Raw genomic sequence first — 17,445 nt, 5'->3', positions numbered from 1 at the left:
CCCCATGAATGGAAAAGAAGATGTAAGACTGACGCAGATGACAAAAACAGCAGGGTGAGCGGCCAAGATAGGTCCTGAGACCCTTGCCCAGGTTTTGGGCAAGCTGCCTAAGTTTTACGATGAGAAGCTGCTGGTGGGGGTGGAAACCTCCGATGATGCGGCAGTGTATCAGATTACAGATGAGATTGCTATGATACAGACGGTAGATTTTTTTACGCCTGTAGCTGACGATCCCTTTATTTTTGGCCAGATTGCGGCGGCCAATTCCTTGAGTGATGTTTATGCTATGGGAGGTGAGCCCAGGATTGCTCTTAATATCGTAGGATTTCCCAATTGTCTGGATTCGGAGATTCTGGGAGAAATTCTGGCCGGCGGAGCCTCTAAGGTGCAGGAGGCCCAGGCTGTGCTTGTGGGCGGTCACTCGATTCAGGATGACGAGCCGAAATATGGTCTGTGTGTGACAGGATTTGTACATCCTGGCAAACTGTGGAAGAATTATGGAGCGATGCCAGGGGATGTGCTTATCCTGACAAAGCCTGTGGGAAGCGGTATCATCAACACTGCTGTAAAAGCGGGAATGGCTTCCGGAGAGGCGGAACAGGCAGTGATCAAGGTGATGACCACACTCAACAAAGCGGCGAAGGAGGTTCTGGAACGGTATCCGGTACATAGCTGTACAGATATTACCGGATTCGGTCTGGGGGGCCATTGCCTAGAGATGGCAAAAGCAAGTGAAGTTACATTGGAAATTGATACCCGGAAGATTCCTCTGATCCCGGAGGCAGATGTGTATGCCCGTATGGGGTTGGTACCCGCGGGGGCTTATCAGAACAGAAACTATGCAAAAGAGGATGTGATGCTGGCGGAACTGCCGGAATATCTGGCGGATCTTGTCTTTGATCCCCAGACTTCAGGGGGGCTTCTGGCATCTGTGGAGGAGAAGTATGCGGAGGACATCCTGCACGGATTTGCACAGCAGGGACTTGCTGCGCAGGCCGCTGTGATTGGACGGGTACTGCCGAAAGATGAAAAGTATCTTCATTTGTTATGACATGAGAGAACCGGACAGCTCCAGTAAGGGGGCGTCCGGTTTTTTAGGAAGTGAGTAAAAGTGTATGGATAAAGGTAAATATTTCCGAAGAATACCTAAAGTAGATATTCTGCTGGAAGAGGCAAAGACGGAAGGACTTTTGACTAAATATGACAGAAATCTGGTTGTGGCGGGTATTCGCCAGGTGACGGATGAACTGCGGAGCTTTCTCGGAGGATGTGAAGATGAGCAAGCGGCGGCAGGAAGACTGGATACGGTTATGGAACAGTTGAAAGAGAGACTTGAGGAACAGGACAGATGCCGGGTACAGAGAGTAATCAATGGTACAGGAACGATCCTTCACACGAATCTGGGAAGGGCCCCTATCGGGGAAAGGCATGCAGAGTACCTGGGGCATGTGGTCACCGGGTACTCAAACCTGGAATATGATCTGGACACCGGGAGACGGGGGGAGCGGTACAGCCATTTTGAGGACTTAGTATGCCAGATTACCGGGGGAGAGGCGGCTGTGGCGGTGAATAACAACGCGGCAGCAGTTCTGCTGATACTAAGCGCTCTGGTAAAAGGAAAGGAAGCCATTGTTTCCAGGGGAGAGCTGGTAGAAATCGGCGGCAAATTCAGAATACCCGAGGTCATGGAGCAGAGCGGGGGAATACTGAGAGAGGTGGGAACCACCAATAAAACACGTCTGGAAGATTACAGAGCAGCCATGGGAGAGAATACAGGGGCGATTCTGAAAGTCCATACCAGCAATTACCGGATTACCGGGTTTACGGAGAGTGTGGGGATTGAGGAACTGGCGGGCCTCGGAGTGGAATTCGGGGTGCCTGTGATTGAAGATCTGGGAAGCGGCGTGATGGTGGACTTGAGCGCTTATGGGCTTTCTCATGAGCCGATGGTACAGGAATCTATACGGCGCGGCGCCGATATTGTCTGCTTCAGCGGTGATAAGCTGCTGGGAGGACCACAGGCGGGGATTATAACAGGAAAAAAAGAATATATTGATAAGATGAAGAGACATCCTCTGATGAGAGCCATGCGGATAGACAAGTTTACAGTGACTGTGCTGGAACAGATTTTTAGGGAATACCGTACTCCCTCAAGGCTGGAACAGAATCTTCCGGTATTTGCCATGCTGTCCCAGAGCGGGAAGCGGCTGAAGGAGAAGGCTGCCCGGCTGGCAGGTTCTCTGCACATTCCCGAGAAGGATGCTGTGATACAGCTGGAGTCCTGCGATTCCCAGGTAGGAGGCGGAGCGCTGCCTGGAGAGGTGATTGAGAGCTGCGGGGTTACGGTACGGGGGAAAACTATTGCCTGTGAGGAACTGGAAGAAAAGCTGAGAAAAGGGAAACCTCCTGTCATCTGCCGTGTGGAGAAAGATAGGATTTGGCTTGACATGAGAACCATTCAGGACGAGGAGATTCCTCAGGTTGCTGAAAGGCTGAATAAAATATTTGGAGACATGCACATATGAAAAATATAATTATAGGGACTGCCGGACATATTGACCATGGAAAGACGACGCTGATCCGTGCGCTGACAGGGAGGGAAACGGATCGCCTGAAAGAGGAAAAAAAGCGGGGAATTACCATTGATTTGGGCTTCACATACTTTGACCTGCCGGATGGAAGCAGGGCAGGCATCATTGATGTGCCCGGCCATGAGAAGTTTGTCCATAATATGGTGGCCGGAGTGGCAGGGATGGATATGGTCCTTCTGGTCATTGCAGCTGACGAAGGAATTATGCCCCAGACAAGAGAACATCTGGATATTCTGGAACAGTTGGGAGTTGAGAACTATATTGTTGTCCTGAATAAATGTGACTTGGCGGAGCCTGACCGGATGAACGAAATAAAAAGTCAAATCCTGGAGGAACTGTCGGATTCCAGAGCTGCCAGTGCACCCATGGTGGAAGTATCGGCCGCCACAGGTTTCGGAATCCAGGAGCTGATCCAGGTGATTCAAAAGACGGCAGCCCTGCTTCCGGAGAGAGACAGAGACACGATCTTCAGGCTCCCCGCGGACCGCGTGTTTTCTGTGGCGGGCTTCGGAACTGTAGTGACAGGAACGGTTCTGTCAGGAACGCTCAGCAGAGGAGAACAGGTGGAATTGTTTCCCAGGGGGACGGTATGCCGGGTCAGAAGTATTCAGGTGCATGGAGAGGACTGCCAAAGCTGCAGTGCAGGGCAAAGGGCGGCCATTAATCTTTCAAATGTAAAGAGGGAAGATGTTGCCAGGGGTAACGTCCTGGCGGCCTGCGGGAGCATGAAGAAGACTATGATGCTGGATGTGCGTCTGCATATGCTGCCTTCCTCTTCGAGAGTTTTGAAAAACAGATCCAGGGTACATCTATTTACGGGAACCAGCCAGGTTCTATGCCGTGTTGTGCTGTTAGAGACAGAGGAACTAAAACCCGGCGAGTCTGCACTGGCGGAACTTCGGCTGGAAGAGGAAATCGCGGTGAGAAAGGAGGACCGGTTTATCATCCGTTTCTACTCACCTGTAGAGACGATAGGGGGCGGCATCGTCATTGAGGCAAATCCCAGAAAAAAGAAGCGGTTTGAAGAGAAGGGACTTGAGGAGCTGAGAGGAAGGGAGCACGGATCTCTGCCTCACATATTGGAGCTTCAGGTGAAAAGCCATTGGGATACGGGAATCACTCTTCAGGAGCTTGCACAGATAGCCGGAATATCGGAGGAGGAGGCGGAGGAGGGAATTTGTGTTCTGGAAAAACAGGGCAGTATCCTCCGGTTTCCTATGAAAAATCAGGTTTATTTGTGGCACAGAAGCTATGCACAAGAGCTTTTGGAGAGGATACAGGATAATTTGCAGGAATTTCACGAGAGGAATCCTTATAAACCAGGGGTGAATAAATCCCAGATAAAAATGAATACGGCTGCTTCTCAAAAAGCTGGAGTGTTTGACTTATTTATTGAGAGAATGGAAGGGGAGAAGCAGCTGGCAAGAGACAGAGAGTTTCTGCGTCTTTATGAGTTTCAGTTGGAAAAGGATTCCAGGTATCAGAGAGTCAGAAGGAAGATGGAGCGTGTTTTTCTAAAGGCACAGTTCGATCTTGTCCGGTTCTCCGAAATTGTGTTTACGGAGACAGATCCTGAGGTAATCGCAGATGTTCTGGCTCAGGAGATGGCAGAAGGGCGCATTGTAAAGGTGGCAGAGAATCTGTATACCTTGTCGGGAATTATGGAGAAGGCCAAGGCGGCAATTCTTGAAAAGCTGGACAGGGACGGAACAGTGACTATAGCGGAGGTCAGGGACCTTTTAAATACCAGCCGGAAAAGTGCTAAGCCTATTCTGGAATATATGGATGCACTTCACATTACAAGAAAAGAAGGCAGGGAAAGCGAGAGGGTGGCTTACTGATGAATCTTATACAACTGGAGGCTTTTATCCGGGTGGCTGACAGCGGCAGCTTTTCCCAGGCGGCAAGAGAACTCTTTCTTACACAGCCTACCATCAGTTCCCACATCTTGGGTTTGGAAAAGGAACTGAACGCCAGACTTTTTGTCAGAACAACAAAAAGTGTTTCTTTGACGGATCAGGGAAGGATTCTATACCGGTATGCATATAAGATATTGGAGCTGGAGAAGAAAATACTGCAGGAGTTTTCTTCCGATGAAGAAGAGAGCAATTCCCTGACCATTGCAGCGTCTACGATCCCGTCTCAGTACATACTGCCCCGGGTACTGCCGGCATTCAGCGCCAAATATCCCCAGGTACAGTTTTCTCTTCTGGAGAATGACAGCGAGGGAGTTGTCAAAAAGATTTTGGGAGATGAGGCTGAGATAGGGATCACGGGAACAAGGCTTCCCGGGTATCCCTGCCAGTATCAGATGCTGTGCCGGGACAGGCTGGTGATTATTACACCTGACACAGAAAGGTTCCGGGGATTGAAGGAAAAGGGGGTTTCTCTGGAAGAGCTGATGAGAGAGCCTGTGATTATGAGAGAAGAGGGATCCGGAACCAGGAAAGAAGCCGAGAACTATCTTGTATCCCAGGGGATCCCTCTTTCTGAAGTCAGAGTGATCGCAAGCATCAGCAACCAGGAGACCATTAAGCAGTCTGTACGAAACGGACTTGGGATTTCTATTATTTCCAGCTGGGCAGCCCGGGAGGATGTACAGGAGAGGCGTATTCTGGAATTCAGTCCCAGAGAAGAGATGTACCGGGAACTTTACCTGGTTCGCAGGAAGGGACGCAATCTGCCCAAAAGTGCCAGGGCGTTCTGGGACTTTATCAGAGATTTTTTTCAAAGTAAAAGTGTATAGAGATATTTATCGATAAAATCTATAAGTGCAGGAGCCTTATAGATTTTATTGATTTTACAATAAATTTGTTTGTTGATATAGTTAGGGATAGAAAAATATTGTCAAATTTAGTAAGAGCAGGGAAGGAACTGTAAAATTATGATATATCTGGACAATGCAGCAACCACTCTTAATAAGCCGGATTGTGTTGTGGAAGCTGTCTGCGGTGCTATGAGCCATATGGGGAATTCCGGCAGAGGCAGCCACGGAGCTTCTCTGGACGCTTCCAGGACAATTTATGAAGCACGGGAGGCGGCAGCCCGTTTTTTTGGATTTGAAGATCCCACCCGCGTGGTGTTTACTTCCAATATAACAGAGAGCCTTAATACAGTGATCGGGGGACTCTTTCGGGCAGGCGATCATATCATTACCACAGCGCTTGAGCACAATTCTGTTCTCAGGCCTTTATACCGTTTGGAAGAGCAGGGACTGAATCTAACCATTGTGCCGGCCGGAAAGGACGGTACTATCTGCTGCGGGGATATTGAGAGGGCGGTACGCCCCGAGACAAAGGCGGTTATATGTACGCATGCCTCTAATCTTACAGGAAACCTTGTGGACATCCAAGAGGTGGGCAACATCTGCAGGAATCATGGCATTCTGTTTATTCTGGATTCTGCACAGACAGCGGGGGTTTTCCCCATTCATATGGAAAAAATGAAGATCGATGTTCTCTGTTTTACCGGGCATAAGGGACTGTACGGTCCCCAGGGTACAGGGGGGATCTGTGTTCGTGAAGGGATAGAGATATGTCCGCTGAAAGTAGGGGGAAGCGGTGTACACACGTATGACAGAAGACACCCCTCTGTGATGCCTACGGCACTGGAAGCGGGAACCTTAAACGGCCATGGAATTGCCGGACTGCTTGCGGCCATACGCTGGCTGGAAGAGACGGGGATAGACAATATCCGTAAAAAGGAAGATGCTCTGATGAGGCGTTTTTATGAGGGGGTACGCTCTATACCAGGTATTAAGATATATGGTGATTTTACGCAAAAAAACCGGGCAGCAATTGTAGCTCTGAATCTGGGGGACTATGATTCCGGGGAAGTGAGTGACGAGCTGTCCTGTCATTACGGAATCTTTACCAGACCGGGGGCCCATTGCGCGCCCCTGATGCATCAGGCCCTGGGGACCGTGGATCAGGGAGCTGTCAGATTCTCTTTTTCTTATTTTAATACAGAAGAAGAAACGGACAGAGCTGTGGAGGCGGTCAGGGAGTTGGCGTGCTAGATGAAGACGGGGATTCCCGATTCATATATATTTTATTTTTTGGAGGAGAAAGAAAATGAATGTATGCAGCTCAAAAAAAACATTGCTGTTCTCAGGAGTGATTCTGGGAGTGATCGCGGCGCTGCTGGCCTATTTTGGAAACCCTAAAAATATGGCTATCTGTGTAGCCTGCTTTATCAGGGACAGCGCCGGAGCTATGAAACTTCACCAGGCACCTATTGTCCAGTACTTTAGGCCTGAGATTGTAGGATTTGCAGGGGGCTCTTTTCTGATTGCCATAGCCACTAAAGAATACCGATCGACAGCAGGATCCTCCCCTATGATACGCTTTTTGTTAGGGATTATTATGATGATTGGGTCTCTGGTGTTTTTAGGATGCCCTCTTCGCATGGTACTGCGTATGGCGGCTGGGGATCTCAATGCTTATGTAGCCCTGGTGGGATTCGTCCTTGGGGTGGCAACCGGAAGCCTGGCGCTGAAGAAGGGCTTTAGCCTGGGAAGAGCTTATGAGACAAAGGCGGCAAGCGGGGCAGTTTTACCCATTGTTCTGGGGGGCCTGCTTATTCTCAGTGTTACCACCTCATTATTTGCAGCCAGTACAGAGGGGCCTGGAAGTATGCATGCTCCAATTCTGGTATCGCTTCTCGGGGCACTGCTTTTCGGGGCTGTGGCCCAGAAGAGCAGGACATGTTTTGCCGGCAGCATCCGGGATATTGTCCTCATGAAGAACTTTGACTTACTTACAATTATCGCGGGTCTTTTTGTTGTCATGCTGCTGTACAATGCAGTCACAGGAAATTTTGTTCTGTCGTTTACCGGACAGCCGGTTGCACATTCCATGCATGTCTGGAATCTTCTGGGAATGTATGTTGTGGGCTTTGCCGCAGTTCTGGCTGGGGGCTGTCCTCTCAGGCAGCTGGTTTTAGCCGGCCAGGGTTCTTCGGATTCTGCCGTTACATTTCTGGGGATGCTTGTGGGTGCCGCCGTCTGCCACAACTTTAATCTGGCGGGAGCAGCGGCAAAGGCAGCCACAGAGACTGAGGCAGCGGCAGCCGGAGGTCCGGCACTTCCCGGCAAGATTGCGGTCATTGGATGTATCGCCGTACTGCTGTTTCTGGGATTCTGCAAAAGAAAAAAACAGGAGTGAGAAGTCTAAGAATAGAAAAGAGGTATTGTTATGATAGAAGTTGATGCAAGAGGGCTATCCTGTCCGGAGCCTCTGATGATGACCCAGGCAGCCCTGAAAAAATGCAAAGGTGAGGCTGTTAAAGTACTGGTAAGTGAGGCGCACACCAAGAGCAATGTGGAAAAATACGGAAGGGCCCAGGGAAAAGAGGTAACGGTTACTTCCGTGGGGAATGAATTTGAGATCGTGCTGAAATAGGGCTGGGGTTTATTCTACAATTTCCCGGGTATAATCTACCTTTCGCTTTTCCTTTGAGATACCGCCGGCCATATGCTCTACCGGCTGCTGCAGGAATGAGGCACGCATCACGGCATCAGTTCCGAACTTTTTTCGTATCTCATCCACTGCCCGGTCCATTTTCTCCAGCTTTTCATAATCCGTATGATCAAACAGGGAGATCTGTCTTGCCGCATCATCTTTGGAGAGTTTTCCGGTATGAATGCCTAGATGACGGATAGGGGTGCCGTCCCACAGCTCATCGAACAGCCGGCAGGCAGCCTGATGTATTTCTGCGGTGATGTTGGTGGAAGAGGGGAGCACCATCTGATGAGATACTGTATTCAATTCAAAATCTTTAATAGCTACAGACACCAGTTCTGCCCGAATACTGTCTCTCCGAAGTCTGGCAGAAACTGTCTCTGCCAGAGAGAGGAGAATCATCCGGGCTGTGCCTCCGTCTGTAACATCAAAGGCTATGGTAGTGCTGTTGCCATAGCCTTTATTATCTTCAGGGACTGCCTCCACCACAGACATATCCCTTCCATTGGCAAAATTCCAGATAACTTCCCCATATTTTTTCAGATGGTGCCTCAGAATATCGGGATCTGTATTGGCCAGCTCTCCTATGGTGTAGATTCCCAGAGTATTTAACTTCCTTTCCGTGGCTCTGCCGATAGAAAACATTTCCTTTACCGGGAGGGGCCACATCTTTTGGGAAATCTCTTCCGGAAAGAGGGTGTGAACCAGATCAGGCTTCTTAAAATCAGATGCCATCTTAGCCAGCAATTTATTGGAGGAAACTCCGATATTCACAGTAAATCCCAGTTCCTCCCGTATACGGTCTTTTAATGCATGAGCAAATTCTGTTAAATCTCCCAGAAGTCCTTCCATTCCTGTCATATCCATGAATGCTTCGTCAATGCTGTACTGTTCCACTGCCGGCGAGTATTCTCTCAGAATGTCCAAAAAGGCTTTGGAACATTTTTTATACAGTTCATAGTGCGGGGGAACCAGCTTCAGCTTTGGACACTTCTTAAGGGCATTCACCACAGGTTCGCCTGTTTTCACACCGTATGCCTTTGCGGGAATGGATTTGGCCAGTATGATCCCCCGGCGTTTTGCCATATCACCTCCTACCGCAGCAGGAATGGTCCGCAGATCCAGCGTCCCTTCCAGATTGCGCAGCCTGTATACTGCCTCCCAGGACAGAAATGCGCTGTTAACATCAATATGAAAAATAACTGTCTTCACTCATACCACCTCTGTTTTGCTCGTTCGATCCCGGAGGGAATTCTTTTAGCTGTTCACATACCATCCCACAGGTCCCGGATTCAGATTCATGTGAATCTGTTTTACCTCCTGATATTCTTCCAAACCGTAGATTCCCAGCTCACGCCCTGTACCGCTCATCTTGTAGCCGCCCCAGGGTGTCTGGTTATACCCCAGATTATAACAGTTGATCCATGTAATGCCGGCACGTATCTCTTTAATGACCCTCATTGCTTTTGCACTGTCGGAAGTGAATACGGCGCCTGCCAGCCCGTAACAGGTATCATTTGCCATGGCAACTGCCTCTTTTTCAGAAGAGAAGGACTGTACTGTGGCTACAGGACCAAAGATCTCTTCCCGTACGATACGCATATCGGGGGAACACTGATCAAAAATGGTGGGAAGGACAAAATATCCGTCTGCGCATTCCCCGTCGGTATACCGTTCCCCTCCGCATACTACCTTTGCACCCTCATCTCTTCCTATTTTAATGTATTCCAGAACACGGTCCATATGTTCTTTTGTCACAAGAGGCCCCATATCCGGATCCTTCATAGGATCACCTAAAGTCAGAGCTTTTGTTTTCTTTACAAACTTTTCCATAAATTCATCTTTCACGGAATCTTCCACAAAGATCCTGGAGCCGGAAGAACATACCTCCCCCTGATTATAAAAGATTCCCATCATGGCCCACTCTACGGCGCCGTCAATGTCAGCGTCGGCAAAAATAACATTGGGGGACTTGCCCCCCAGTTCGAACCCCAGCTTTTTCATATTCCCGGCGGCCAGCCGCTGAAGGCTCTGTCCTACTTTTGTACTCCCTGTAAAGGTCAGCATATCCACGTCCATACTTTCCCCAAGCTCACATCCTATCACGGATCCGCCCAGAACCAGATTGGCCGTTCCTTTCGGAAGTCCTGCCTCCTCTAACAGCTCAAAGAGGCGGATGGTAGTCAGAGGGGTCTTGTGGCTGGGCTTAAACACAACCGTATTCCCCGCGGCGAGGGCGGGAGCCAGCTTCCAGGCAGCCATGGTAAAAGGATAATTCCATGGGGTGATCTGTGCACAGACGCCTACGGGCTCGCGGACAGTGATGGAATGAATCTCTCCCGAGCTCTTGCTGACACTGCAGACACCTCCCTGGGGGGCCTGGATAAGGCCGGCATAGTACCGGAAGGTTCCGGCGCCGTCTGCTATATCAATCAGGGACTCTCTCAGAGGCTTTCCCATGTTCTGTGTCTCCATGGCAGCCATTTCTTCCTGATTTTCCTCTATGAGCTCTGCAACCTTAAGCAGAACCCTGCTTCTTGCCTCCACATCCATATCCCGCCATTCACGGGTGGTGTAAAACGCGTTTTTGGCGGCTTTGATGGCCTCCCTGGTATCTTCAATACTGCTTTCCCAAATCCTGCACAGAATGTCTCCGTTAAACGGATTCACTACATCAGATGTGGTTCCCGGACTTCCCTGGGTCCACTGGCCGTTAATATACATTTTTTTGATCTCCATAAGAATAGTTCTCCTTTTTTACTAATAGTTTCTGTTTAAAAAACCCCGCTTCGTATCTTTTATTGTAACAGAACATCTGTTCCTTGTAAATATGTATTCATAACTAGACTGTATTCTAGACTAAAGTTCACTTTTTTGCCAAAATCTATTGTAATTCGTATGCGTTTCTGCTATAATCTTCAAAGAAACAGGGGATAGGACATTCCCCGGAACATAATTTGGCGAGGGATTTACGAGGATGTAAGTGAATAGTGTCTGAGAAGCGCTATACACTTTTTTTCATATCTAACAAAATACAAGGAGTGAAAAGAAATGAGCATGCAAACAATTTTGCTAAAGCAGCACATTGGCGCACCGTGTGAACCAGTGGTTGCGGCAGGGGATCAGGTGCAAAGAGGAACGCTGATTGCAAAGCCTGCGGGACTGGGAGCCAATATCCATGCAAGTGTGTCCGGAAAAGTAGCAGCTGTCACAGAGACAGCCATTCAGATTGAAGCGGATGCAGAACAGCCGGATGACTTTGTATCCATTGAAGGAGAAACGAATCTTGAACTGCTGAAAGCAGCAGGTCTGGTAGGCATGGGGGGAGCAGGATTTCCAACGGCTGTCAAGCTGAATGTAGATTTGAAAGGCGGCTATATTCTTGTGAATGCCGCAGAATGCGAGCCGGTTCTGGAACATAATATGCAGCAAATCCGGACAAAGGCTGATATGACAGTACGGGGCATCAAGTATATCATGGAGATCTGCAATGCAGATCACGGCGTCATTGCGATTAAAGCAAAACATGAGAAAGAAGTGGCAATCTTAAATGAGGCAATAAAGGGTGATGATAAATTATCCATTCACCTGCTTCCGGACTTATACCCCATGGGAGAAGAGCGTGCGGTTGTCCGGGAAGTCCTTGGAACCTTGTTAGATCCAACCCAGCTTCCGTCAGCCGCAGACGCTGTAGTTATTAATGTTGAGACTGTGCTCAGAGCGGCTGAGGCGATTGAGCTGCACAGACCTGCCATTACTAAAAATATTACGGTAATCGGCAAACTGAAGGGCGGTCCTCAGGCCCATGTGTTTATGGATGTCCCTGTGGGAACTACTGTTGGTGAATTGATTGAACGCGCAGGCGGTATCGACGGAGAGTATGGAGAAATTATTCTGGGCGGGCCGTTTACCGGTTCCGCAACTACACTGGATACGCCAATTACTAAAACCACAGGCGGTATTATTGTGACACAGCCCTTTGAAGATTTAAAGGGAAAGAAAGTTGGACTTCTTGTGTGTGCCTGCGGCGGCAATGAAAACAGAATGCGTGACATTGCAGCAAAAATGAACGGAGAAGTAATTTCCGTGCAGAAATGTAAGCAGGCTGCAGAGATTAAGGGCGCGCTGAAGTGTGAAAATCCAGGCAACTGCCCGGGACAAGCTCAGAAATGTATTAATTTCAAGAAGGACGGATGTGAAGATATTATTATCGGAAACTGCAGTGACTGTACCAATACGGTTATGGGATCTGCACCGAAGCTGGGTCTTGCCGTACATCATCAGACCGACCATGTACTTCAGACTGTGGGCAAGGAAGTGATGCGTTATCTCACTACTTCCAAAAAGCTGGAAGAAGCACCTGCAGAAGCTCCGGCACAGGAGTCTCCCGAGCCACATAAGGCAGAGGCGGAAAAGCCCGCTGTGAAGTATACAGCTACTGTTAACGATGGAATGTTAAGAATTCATATTGAAGAGGGAAAAGACATCAATATTGAATTTCCGTTCCATTGATATATAAAAAAGAAAAAGGAGGATTATCATTATGTCTATTACAGCCGAAACTGCGCAAGAGCATAAGAATGACCCGGCAGTCCTTTGCTGCCGTCTCGAGGCCGGGAATCAGATTCAGCCAGCTAACCTGGAAGATCCTGCTATCTTTGATGACCTGGTAGATTCCGGACTGTTAAATTTAGATGGATGCCTGAAAATTTCCCAGGTATTAGGGGCTACGCTCACCAAAACCTGTGATTCACTCTCACCGATTACCGCGGATGCTGTGGATAAGATACAGGAAGAGGAGGAAGAAGCTCCTGCTTTAGAAGCTGCACCGGAAGAAGCCCCGGCACCTGCGCCTGCTGTATCAGTAGCCGGCCCTGTGAGCGGCGGAACACTGAAAATCCATATCGGAGAGGGAAAAGAAATCAATATTGAAATCCCTATGGGTTTTAGCGGGGGAAATGGCGTGGCGGTGGCTCCTGTGGCGGCACCTGCAGAAATGAAGGATGAGCAAAATGCAGAAGAACCTGCAAAAGTAGTCCGCAGTGTAACAAGAAAGCATTATGCCATTTCCGAGGTAAAAAGAGGCCCTGAGACAAAGATTGACGGAACGGTCCTTTACATCCGGGAGGGAATCGAGGAGGAAGCGGTAGCTTCTCAGGAACTGGTACATGAGTTAAAACTGGATATTATCACCCCTGACAAATACAATACATATTCTGAAACGATTATGGATGTACAGCCCATTGCTGCAAAAGAAGGGGAGGATGAAATCGGAAGCGGTGTTACCCGCGTTCTGGACGGTGTCATTATGATGGTTACCGGTACGGACGATAATGGGGTACAGATCGGAGAGTTTGGTTCTTCAGAGGGTATTCTGGAAGAAAATATTATGTGGAACCGTCCCGGCGCTCCGGATAAAGGCGAAATTTTTATTAAAACAGAAGTTACTATTAAAGAGGGCACCAATATGGAACGTCCTGGTCCTCTGGCTGCACATGCTGCCACAGATGTGATCACACAGGAAATCCGTGAAGCTCTGAAGAAATTAGAAGACGACAGCCTTGTGGTGAATACGGAAACCTTTGAACAGGTACGCCGTCCCGGCAAAAAGAAGGTTGTCATTGTAAAGGAAATTATGGGACAGGGTGCTATGCACGATAATCTGATCCTTCCGGTTGAACCGGTGGGCGTTCTTGGAGCAAAGCCAAACGTTGACCTTGGCAATGTACCTGTTGTAGTATCTCCTGTTGAGGTGCTGGACGGATGTATCCATGCTTTAACCTGTATCGGACCCGCTTCCAAAGAAATGTCCCGTCATTATTGGAGAGAGCCTTTAGTGCTGGAAACACTGCACGATCCGGAAGTTGATTTATGCGGTGTTATCCTGGTGGGCAGTCCGCAGATTAATTCTGAAAAATTCTATGTGTCCAAGCGTGTGGGTATGACCTGCGAGGCAATGGACGTAGACGGAGCATTTGTTACCACCGAAGGGTTCGGCAACAACCACATTGACTTTGCCAGCCATATTGAACAGATCGGCATGAGAGGAATCTCTGTGGTAGGAATGTCCTTCTGCGCAAAACAGGGCGCACTGGTAGTGGGAAATAAATACATGACAAATATGGTGGATAATAATAAATCTGAAGGCGGTATTGAAAACGAAGTGCTTGCCTGCAATACCTTATGTCATGAAGACGCTATCCGCGCGCTGAATATGCTGAAGGTGCAGATGAACGGCGGCAAAGTTAAAGCAGCCGAAAAGCAGTGGAACCCAAATGTAAAGGCCAATAACGTTGAATTAATTTCTAACGTGACAGGTAAGCCCATTGAATTGGTTCCCAATGAGACGTCTCTTCCTATGAGCAAGAAACGCAAAGAAAAATACAGCTAGAAGGTATATGCATGAAATATGATGATAAGCTAATAACTATGGAAGGTGTCATAGTAGAAGTACATGACGGCTGTGTAGGCATTGATCTGAAGGGCCGTCTGGGATATTTGAAGATTCCCATGCGTATGCTAATTACTGACTATGAGATTAAGGTGGGTCAGGAGGTTGGCTTTAAAATGAGTTTTGTAGAGCAGCTGGGACCTGAACCTAACCTTAAATATATCAGCAATCAACAGACTTATCAAAAAAGACAGGCAGAAAAACAGGCTGCCAAAGAAACTGGAAAGGAGGAAACAAAGTGAGTTTAACTGTAGTAGATGGATTACAATCCGAGATTTATGTACCCATCACTCCACCGCCGGTATGGGCTCCAGTGACAAAACCATTAAAGGATATGACAGTGGCAATCGCTACTGCTGCCGGAGTTCATCACAAAGAAGACAAGCGGTTCAATCTGGCTGGAGATTTTACCTTCCGTAAAATCTTAGATACTATGCCGTCTGATGAACTGATGGTGTCCCACGGTGGATATGACAACGGAGACGTTAATAAAGACATCAACTGTATGTTCCCAATTGACCGTCTTCACGAACTGGCTGCTGACGGAGTTATCGGCAAAGTGGCCCCAGTACACATTGGTTTTATGGGAGGCGGCGGTAACCAGGAAAAGTTTAAAAACGAAACTGGTCCGGAAATCGCCCGTATATTAAAAGATGAGGGTGTAGATGCTGTCATCCTCACCGCTGGCTGAGGTACCTGTCACCGCTCTGCAGTTTTAGTGCAGAGAGCCATCGAAGCCGCAGGAATTCCGACTGTGATTATTGCTGCGCTTCCGCCTGTTGTGAAACAAACAGGCACCCCAAGAGCTGCTGCCCCATTGGTACCAATGGGAGCAAATGCCGGAGCTCCTAATGATAAAGAAATGCAGTATAATATTGTAAAAGAATCCTTAGAGCTCTTAGAAACCCTGGAATCACCTGGTAAGGTAATTCCATTAAACTACGAGTATGTAGCAAAGGTTTAAGGGAAATAAATTAGGGACGTGTTCTTTGCACAAAGAACACGTCCCTAATTGAGTTCAACCTGTCCCATTTTACGATAGGCCTGTCCCTAAATGGAGGTATTGCATGGAAGAGATTATATTACGGCGCCTTGTGATCAAGGCATTTCATATAAACCAGGTGATGTTTGGGGAAAGAACCCGGATGGATCCTGGGGGAACACTTATAATAGCCCGGGATTTTTTGCCATCCCTGACGGAATCGGAACCTTTGATTGAAAAGATTGACATGGAAATTATTTCTCCCGGCGATCGTGATCGCTGGACAAATACAATTATGGATGTTATTCCTGTCTCTGCCAAGGTGCTGGGAAAAATGGGGGAAGGCATTACCCATACACTCACGGGCGTTCGGGTGCTTCTGACCGGCGTGGACGCGGATGGTGTTCAGATTGCTGAGTTTGGCTCTTCAGAAGGCTGTTTAAAGGAACAGATCTTCTACGGCCGCCCAGGAACCCCTGAGAACAATGACATTTTAATTTCTTTTAATGTAACACTTGCTCCCAGAGCAGGCGCATCCCGTCCGGGGCCTACGGCTGCCCACCGGGCCTGTGATGTTTTCTGTCAGATCCTGAGAGATGAGTTAAAAAAGATGAATGGAAATTTATGCACAGAGCGGCATGAGTACTTTGATAAATCCAGGCCGGGAAAAAAACGAGTGGTTCTGATTAAGCAGGTAGCAGGGCAGGGAGCGATGTATGATACCTGCATTTTTCCCCGGGAACCTTCTGGTTTTAAGGGCGGCCGTTCTATTATTGATATGGGAAATCTCCCTGTACTTATCACACCAAATGAATACCGTGACGGCGCCATCCGGGCCATGTATTAGCAGGAAAGGAGACACTTTTTATTATGGGAATCGGACCATCCACAAAAGAGACAACGCTTCACCACTTCAAGGATCCCCTGGTGGATATTCTTTCCGGGGAAGAGGAATTTGACTTTCTGGGAATTATTGTTGTAGGTACTCCCCAGGACAACGAGGATAAATTGTTTGTAGGTACAAGAGCAGCAGCCTGGGCCGAGGCTATGCGGGCCGACGGAGCAATTATTTCCGCAGACGGTTGGGGAAACAGTGACGTGGATTTTGCGAATACCATTGAACAGCTCTCTGTCAGAGGGATACCAACTGTTGGGGTAAATTTTGTCGGTACAGTAGCTGGATTTGTGGTAACCAATGAATATATGGACACAATTGTAGATATGAATAAAAGTGCGGAAGGCATTGAGACAGAGGTATTAGGGGAAAATAGCGTGACAGAACTGGATGCCAGGAAGGCGGCGGCGTTTTTGAAGCTGAAGATGAGAAGAAAATGATAGTTTTTTGTATGTGAAGTTCGGGGTGAAATAGTCGGCCAGCGGAGGGTCGCAGACGGACGGTAAAGGGGGGAGGTCTTGGGGCCAGAGGTACTGCGTGGATCTGCTTGCTGCTGCGTTTCTCCTCAGCTAACTGCCAGGCCGTTCACTAAGAAGCTCAGGAAAGCCTTCGCTCCGAAGTGACCGCCGGCAGTGGATCTTCGGACGCACTCCGCAGTCTGCGCAGATCCACCCAGTACCTCTGGCCCCAAGACCTCCTCCCTTTACCTGGCAGAGACTCACTTCACATTCACGGAAAACGGGCGGGGAAGGTCGGGCGTTGTACATTTTCATCTCATTTAGCACCATTATCGGCTAGATGTGATGGATAAACAACTAAACCTGTTTCTGTGAAGGATATCATTCCCCTTCTTAGCAATCTACTCCCCGGAACTTCCCTATACTCAGGTGAGAGGAATCTTGCGGCGGCGGGCTGGTTCAGACAGGAGAGAGGCTTAAGTTCCGGGACACCTCCGTCGCGAAGAGAGTCTAAGACAAAACCGAAATCCCCGCTGGAGCACCGTTCGTATGGTCAAAGAATGCTTTAGATGCATTCTCTGCCCATTCTCACTTTTTTTCGGCCTG

General features: G+C 48.5%; 15 protein-coding genes. 13 read left to right on the top strand and 2 right to left on the bottom strand.

All coding sequences use genetic code 11. The features are described 5' to 3' along the window. The first annotated feature begins 4 nt into the window (after nt 1–4). The 7 genes from selD to BUA56_RS02455 all read left to right on the top strand — a co-directional run bounded on the left by selD (nt 5) and on the right by BUA56_RS02455 (nt 7,993). Nucleotides 5–1,051 carry a selenide, water dikinase SelD gene (gene selD, locus BUA56_RS02485; RefSeq protein ID WP_084067575.1) on the top strand — a complete coding sequence of 349 codons (1,047 nt, stop codon included), beginning with the start codon at nt 5–7 and terminating at the stop codon, nt 1,049–1,051. Nucleotides 1,052–1,115: 64 nt separating this feature from the next. Then, on the top strand, nt 1,116–2,525 hold the full coding sequence (gene selA, locus BUA56_RS02480; RefSeq protein ID WP_072848706.1) for an L-seryl-tRNA(Sec) selenium transferase: 1,410 nt from the start codon (nt 1,116–1,118) through the stop codon (nt 2,523–2,525). Next, nucleotides 2,522–4,432, top strand: a complete 1,911-nt coding sequence (gene selB / locus BUA56_RS02475; protein WP_072848704.1) for a selenocysteine-specific translation elongation factor — start codon at nt 2,522–2,524, stop codon at nt 4,430–4,432. The genes selA and selB overlap by 4 nt, the downstream gene beginning before the upstream one ends. Continuing rightward, the gene (locus tag BUA56_RS02470; RefSeq protein WP_072848702.1) at nt 4,432–5,337 is read left to right on the top strand and encodes a selenium metabolism-associated LysR family transcriptional regulator; all 906 of its coding nucleotides are present in this window, start codon (nt 4,432–4,434) and stop codon (nt 5,335–5,337) included. The genes selB and BUA56_RS02470 overlap by 1 nt, the downstream gene beginning before the upstream one ends. Nucleotides 5,338–5,475: 138 nt before the next feature. Next, nucleotides 5,476–6,609, top strand: coding sequence for an aminotransferase class V-fold PLP-dependent enzyme (locus BUA56_RS02465; protein ID WP_072848699.1), 1,134 nt, complete (start codon nt 5,476–5,478; stop codon nt 6,607–6,609). Nucleotides 6,610–6,664: 55 nt separating this feature from the next. Continuing rightward, on the top strand, nt 6,665–7,756 hold the full coding sequence (yedE, locus tag BUA56_RS02460) for a YedE family putative selenium transporter (RefSeq protein WP_072848696.1): 1,092 nt from the start codon (nt 6,665–6,667) through the stop codon (nt 7,754–7,756). A 30-nt stretch (nt 7,757–7,786) separates the two neighbouring features. Next, nucleotides 7,787–7,993 carry a sulfurtransferase TusA family protein gene (locus tag BUA56_RS02455; RefSeq protein WP_072848694.1) on the top strand — a complete coding sequence of 69 codons (207 nt, stop codon included), beginning with the start codon at nt 7,787–7,789 and terminating at the stop codon, nt 7,991–7,993. A 9-nt stretch (nt 7,994–8,002) separates the two neighbouring features. Here the strand turns inward: BUA56_RS02455 and BUA56_RS02450 are convergent, their stop codons facing one another. Then, nucleotides 8,003–9,265 (bottom strand): DNA polymerase Y family protein, encoded by a 1,263-nt coding sequence (locus BUA56_RS02450; protein WP_072848692.1) that lies wholly within the window; start codon nt 9,263–9,265, stop codon nt 8,003–8,005. A gap of 45 nt (nt 9,266–9,310) precedes the next feature. Then, nucleotides 9,311–10,792 (bottom strand): aldehyde dehydrogenase family protein, encoded by a 1,482-nt coding sequence (locus BUA56_RS02445; protein ID WP_072848690.1) that lies wholly within the window; start codon nt 10,790–10,792, stop codon nt 9,311–9,313. A 312-nt stretch (nt 10,793–11,104) separates the two neighbouring features. On the opposite strand from BUA56_RS02445, the gene prdC reads away from it, so the two are divergent. The 6 genes from prdC (at nt 11,105) to BUA56_RS02410 (ending at nt 16,821) form a co-directional block, all read left to right on the top strand. Then, complete coding sequence (gene prdC, locus BUA56_RS02440) at nt 11,105–12,565, top strand: proline reductase-associated electron transfer protein PrdC (protein WP_084067573.1); 1,461 nt, start codon at nt 11,105–11,107, stop codon at nt 12,563–12,565. 31 nt (nt 12,566–12,596) lie between these two features. Then, nucleotides 12,597–14,444, top strand: a complete 1,848-nt coding sequence (prdA, locus tag BUA56_RS02435) for a D-proline reductase (dithiol) proprotein PrdA (RefSeq protein WP_072848688.1) — start codon at nt 12,597–12,599, stop codon at nt 14,442–14,444. Nucleotides 14,445–14,449: 5 nt separating this feature from the next. Beyond that, nucleotides 14,450–14,746: a CBO2463/CBO2479 domain-containing protein gene (locus BUA56_RS02430; protein ID WP_341443335.1), complete on the top strand. Its 297-nt coding sequence runs from the start codon at nt 14,450–14,452 to the stop codon at nt 14,744–14,746. Continuing rightward, nucleotides 14,743–15,468, top strand: coding sequence for a D-proline reductase (dithiol) protein PrdB (gene prdB, locus BUA56_RS22535; RefSeq protein WP_084067571.1), 726 nt, complete (start codon nt 14,743–14,745; stop codon nt 15,466–15,468). The genes BUA56_RS02430 and prdB overlap by 4 nt, the downstream gene beginning before the upstream one ends. Before the next feature lie 103 nt (nt 15,469–15,571). Then, nucleotides 15,572–16,333 (top strand): proline reductase cluster protein PrdD, encoded by a 762-nt coding sequence (gene prdD, locus BUA56_RS02415; RefSeq protein WP_072848680.1) that lies wholly within the window; start codon nt 15,572–15,574, stop codon nt 16,331–16,333. A 23-nt stretch (nt 16,334–16,356) separates the two neighbouring features. Continuing rightward, on the top strand, nt 16,357–16,821 hold the full coding sequence (locus BUA56_RS02410; protein WP_072848678.1) for a glycine/sarcosine/betaine reductase component B subunit: 465 nt from the start codon (nt 16,357–16,359) through the stop codon (nt 16,819–16,821). The last annotated feature ends 624 nt before the right edge of the window (nt 16,822–17,445 follow it).

This window comes from Lactonifactor longoviformis DSM 17459 (assembly GCF_900129135.1).
In the GTDB taxonomy this organism is placed as follows: Bacteria; Bacillota; Clostridia; order Lachnospirales; family Lachnospiraceae; genus Lactonifactor; species Lactonifactor longoviformis.
This window is presented reverse-complemented; position numbering and strand designations above follow the sequence as displayed.

Excerpts from the sequence above, each read along its gene's own strand:
- selA (WP_072848706.1), top strand. The coding sequence starts at position 1,116 with ATGGATAAAGGTAAATATTTCCGAAGAATACCTAAAGTAGATATTCTG.
- selB (WP_072848704.1), top strand. The coding sequence starts at position 2,522 with ATGAAAAATATAATTATAGGGACTGCCGGACATATTGACCATGGAAAG.
- BUA56_RS02470 (WP_072848702.1), top strand. The coding sequence starts at position 4,432 with ATGAATCTTATACAACTGGAGGCTTTTATCCGGGTGGCTGACAGCGGC.
- BUA56_RS02465 (WP_072848699.1), top strand. The coding sequence starts at position 5,476 with ATGATATATCTGGACAATGCAGCAACCACTCTTAATAAGCCGGATTGT.
- yedE (WP_072848696.1), top strand. The coding sequence starts at position 6,665 with ATGAATGTATGCAGCTCAAAAAAAACATTGCTGTTCTCAGGAGTGATT.
- BUA56_RS02455 (WP_072848694.1), top strand. The coding sequence starts at position 7,787 with ATGATAGAAGTTGATGCAAGAGGGCTATCCTGTCCGGAGCCTCTGATG.
- BUA56_RS02445 (WP_072848690.1), bottom strand. The coding sequence starts at position 10,792 with ATGGAGATCAAAAAAATGTATATTAACGGCCAGTGGACCCAGGGAAGT.
- prdC (WP_084067573.1), top strand. The coding sequence starts at position 11,105 with ATGAGCATGCAAACAATTTTGCTAAAGCAGCACATTGGCGCACCGTGT.
- prdA (WP_072848688.1), top strand. The coding sequence starts at position 12,597 with ATGTCTATTACAGCCGAAACTGCGCAAGAGCATAAGAATGACCCGGCA.
- prdD (WP_072848680.1), top strand. The coding sequence starts at position 15,572 with ATGGAAGAGATTATATTACGGCGCCTTGTGATCAAGGCATTTCATATA.
- BUA56_RS02410 (WP_072848678.1), top strand. The coding sequence starts at position 16,357 with ATGGGAATCGGACCATCCACAAAAGAGACAACGCTTCACCACTTCAAG.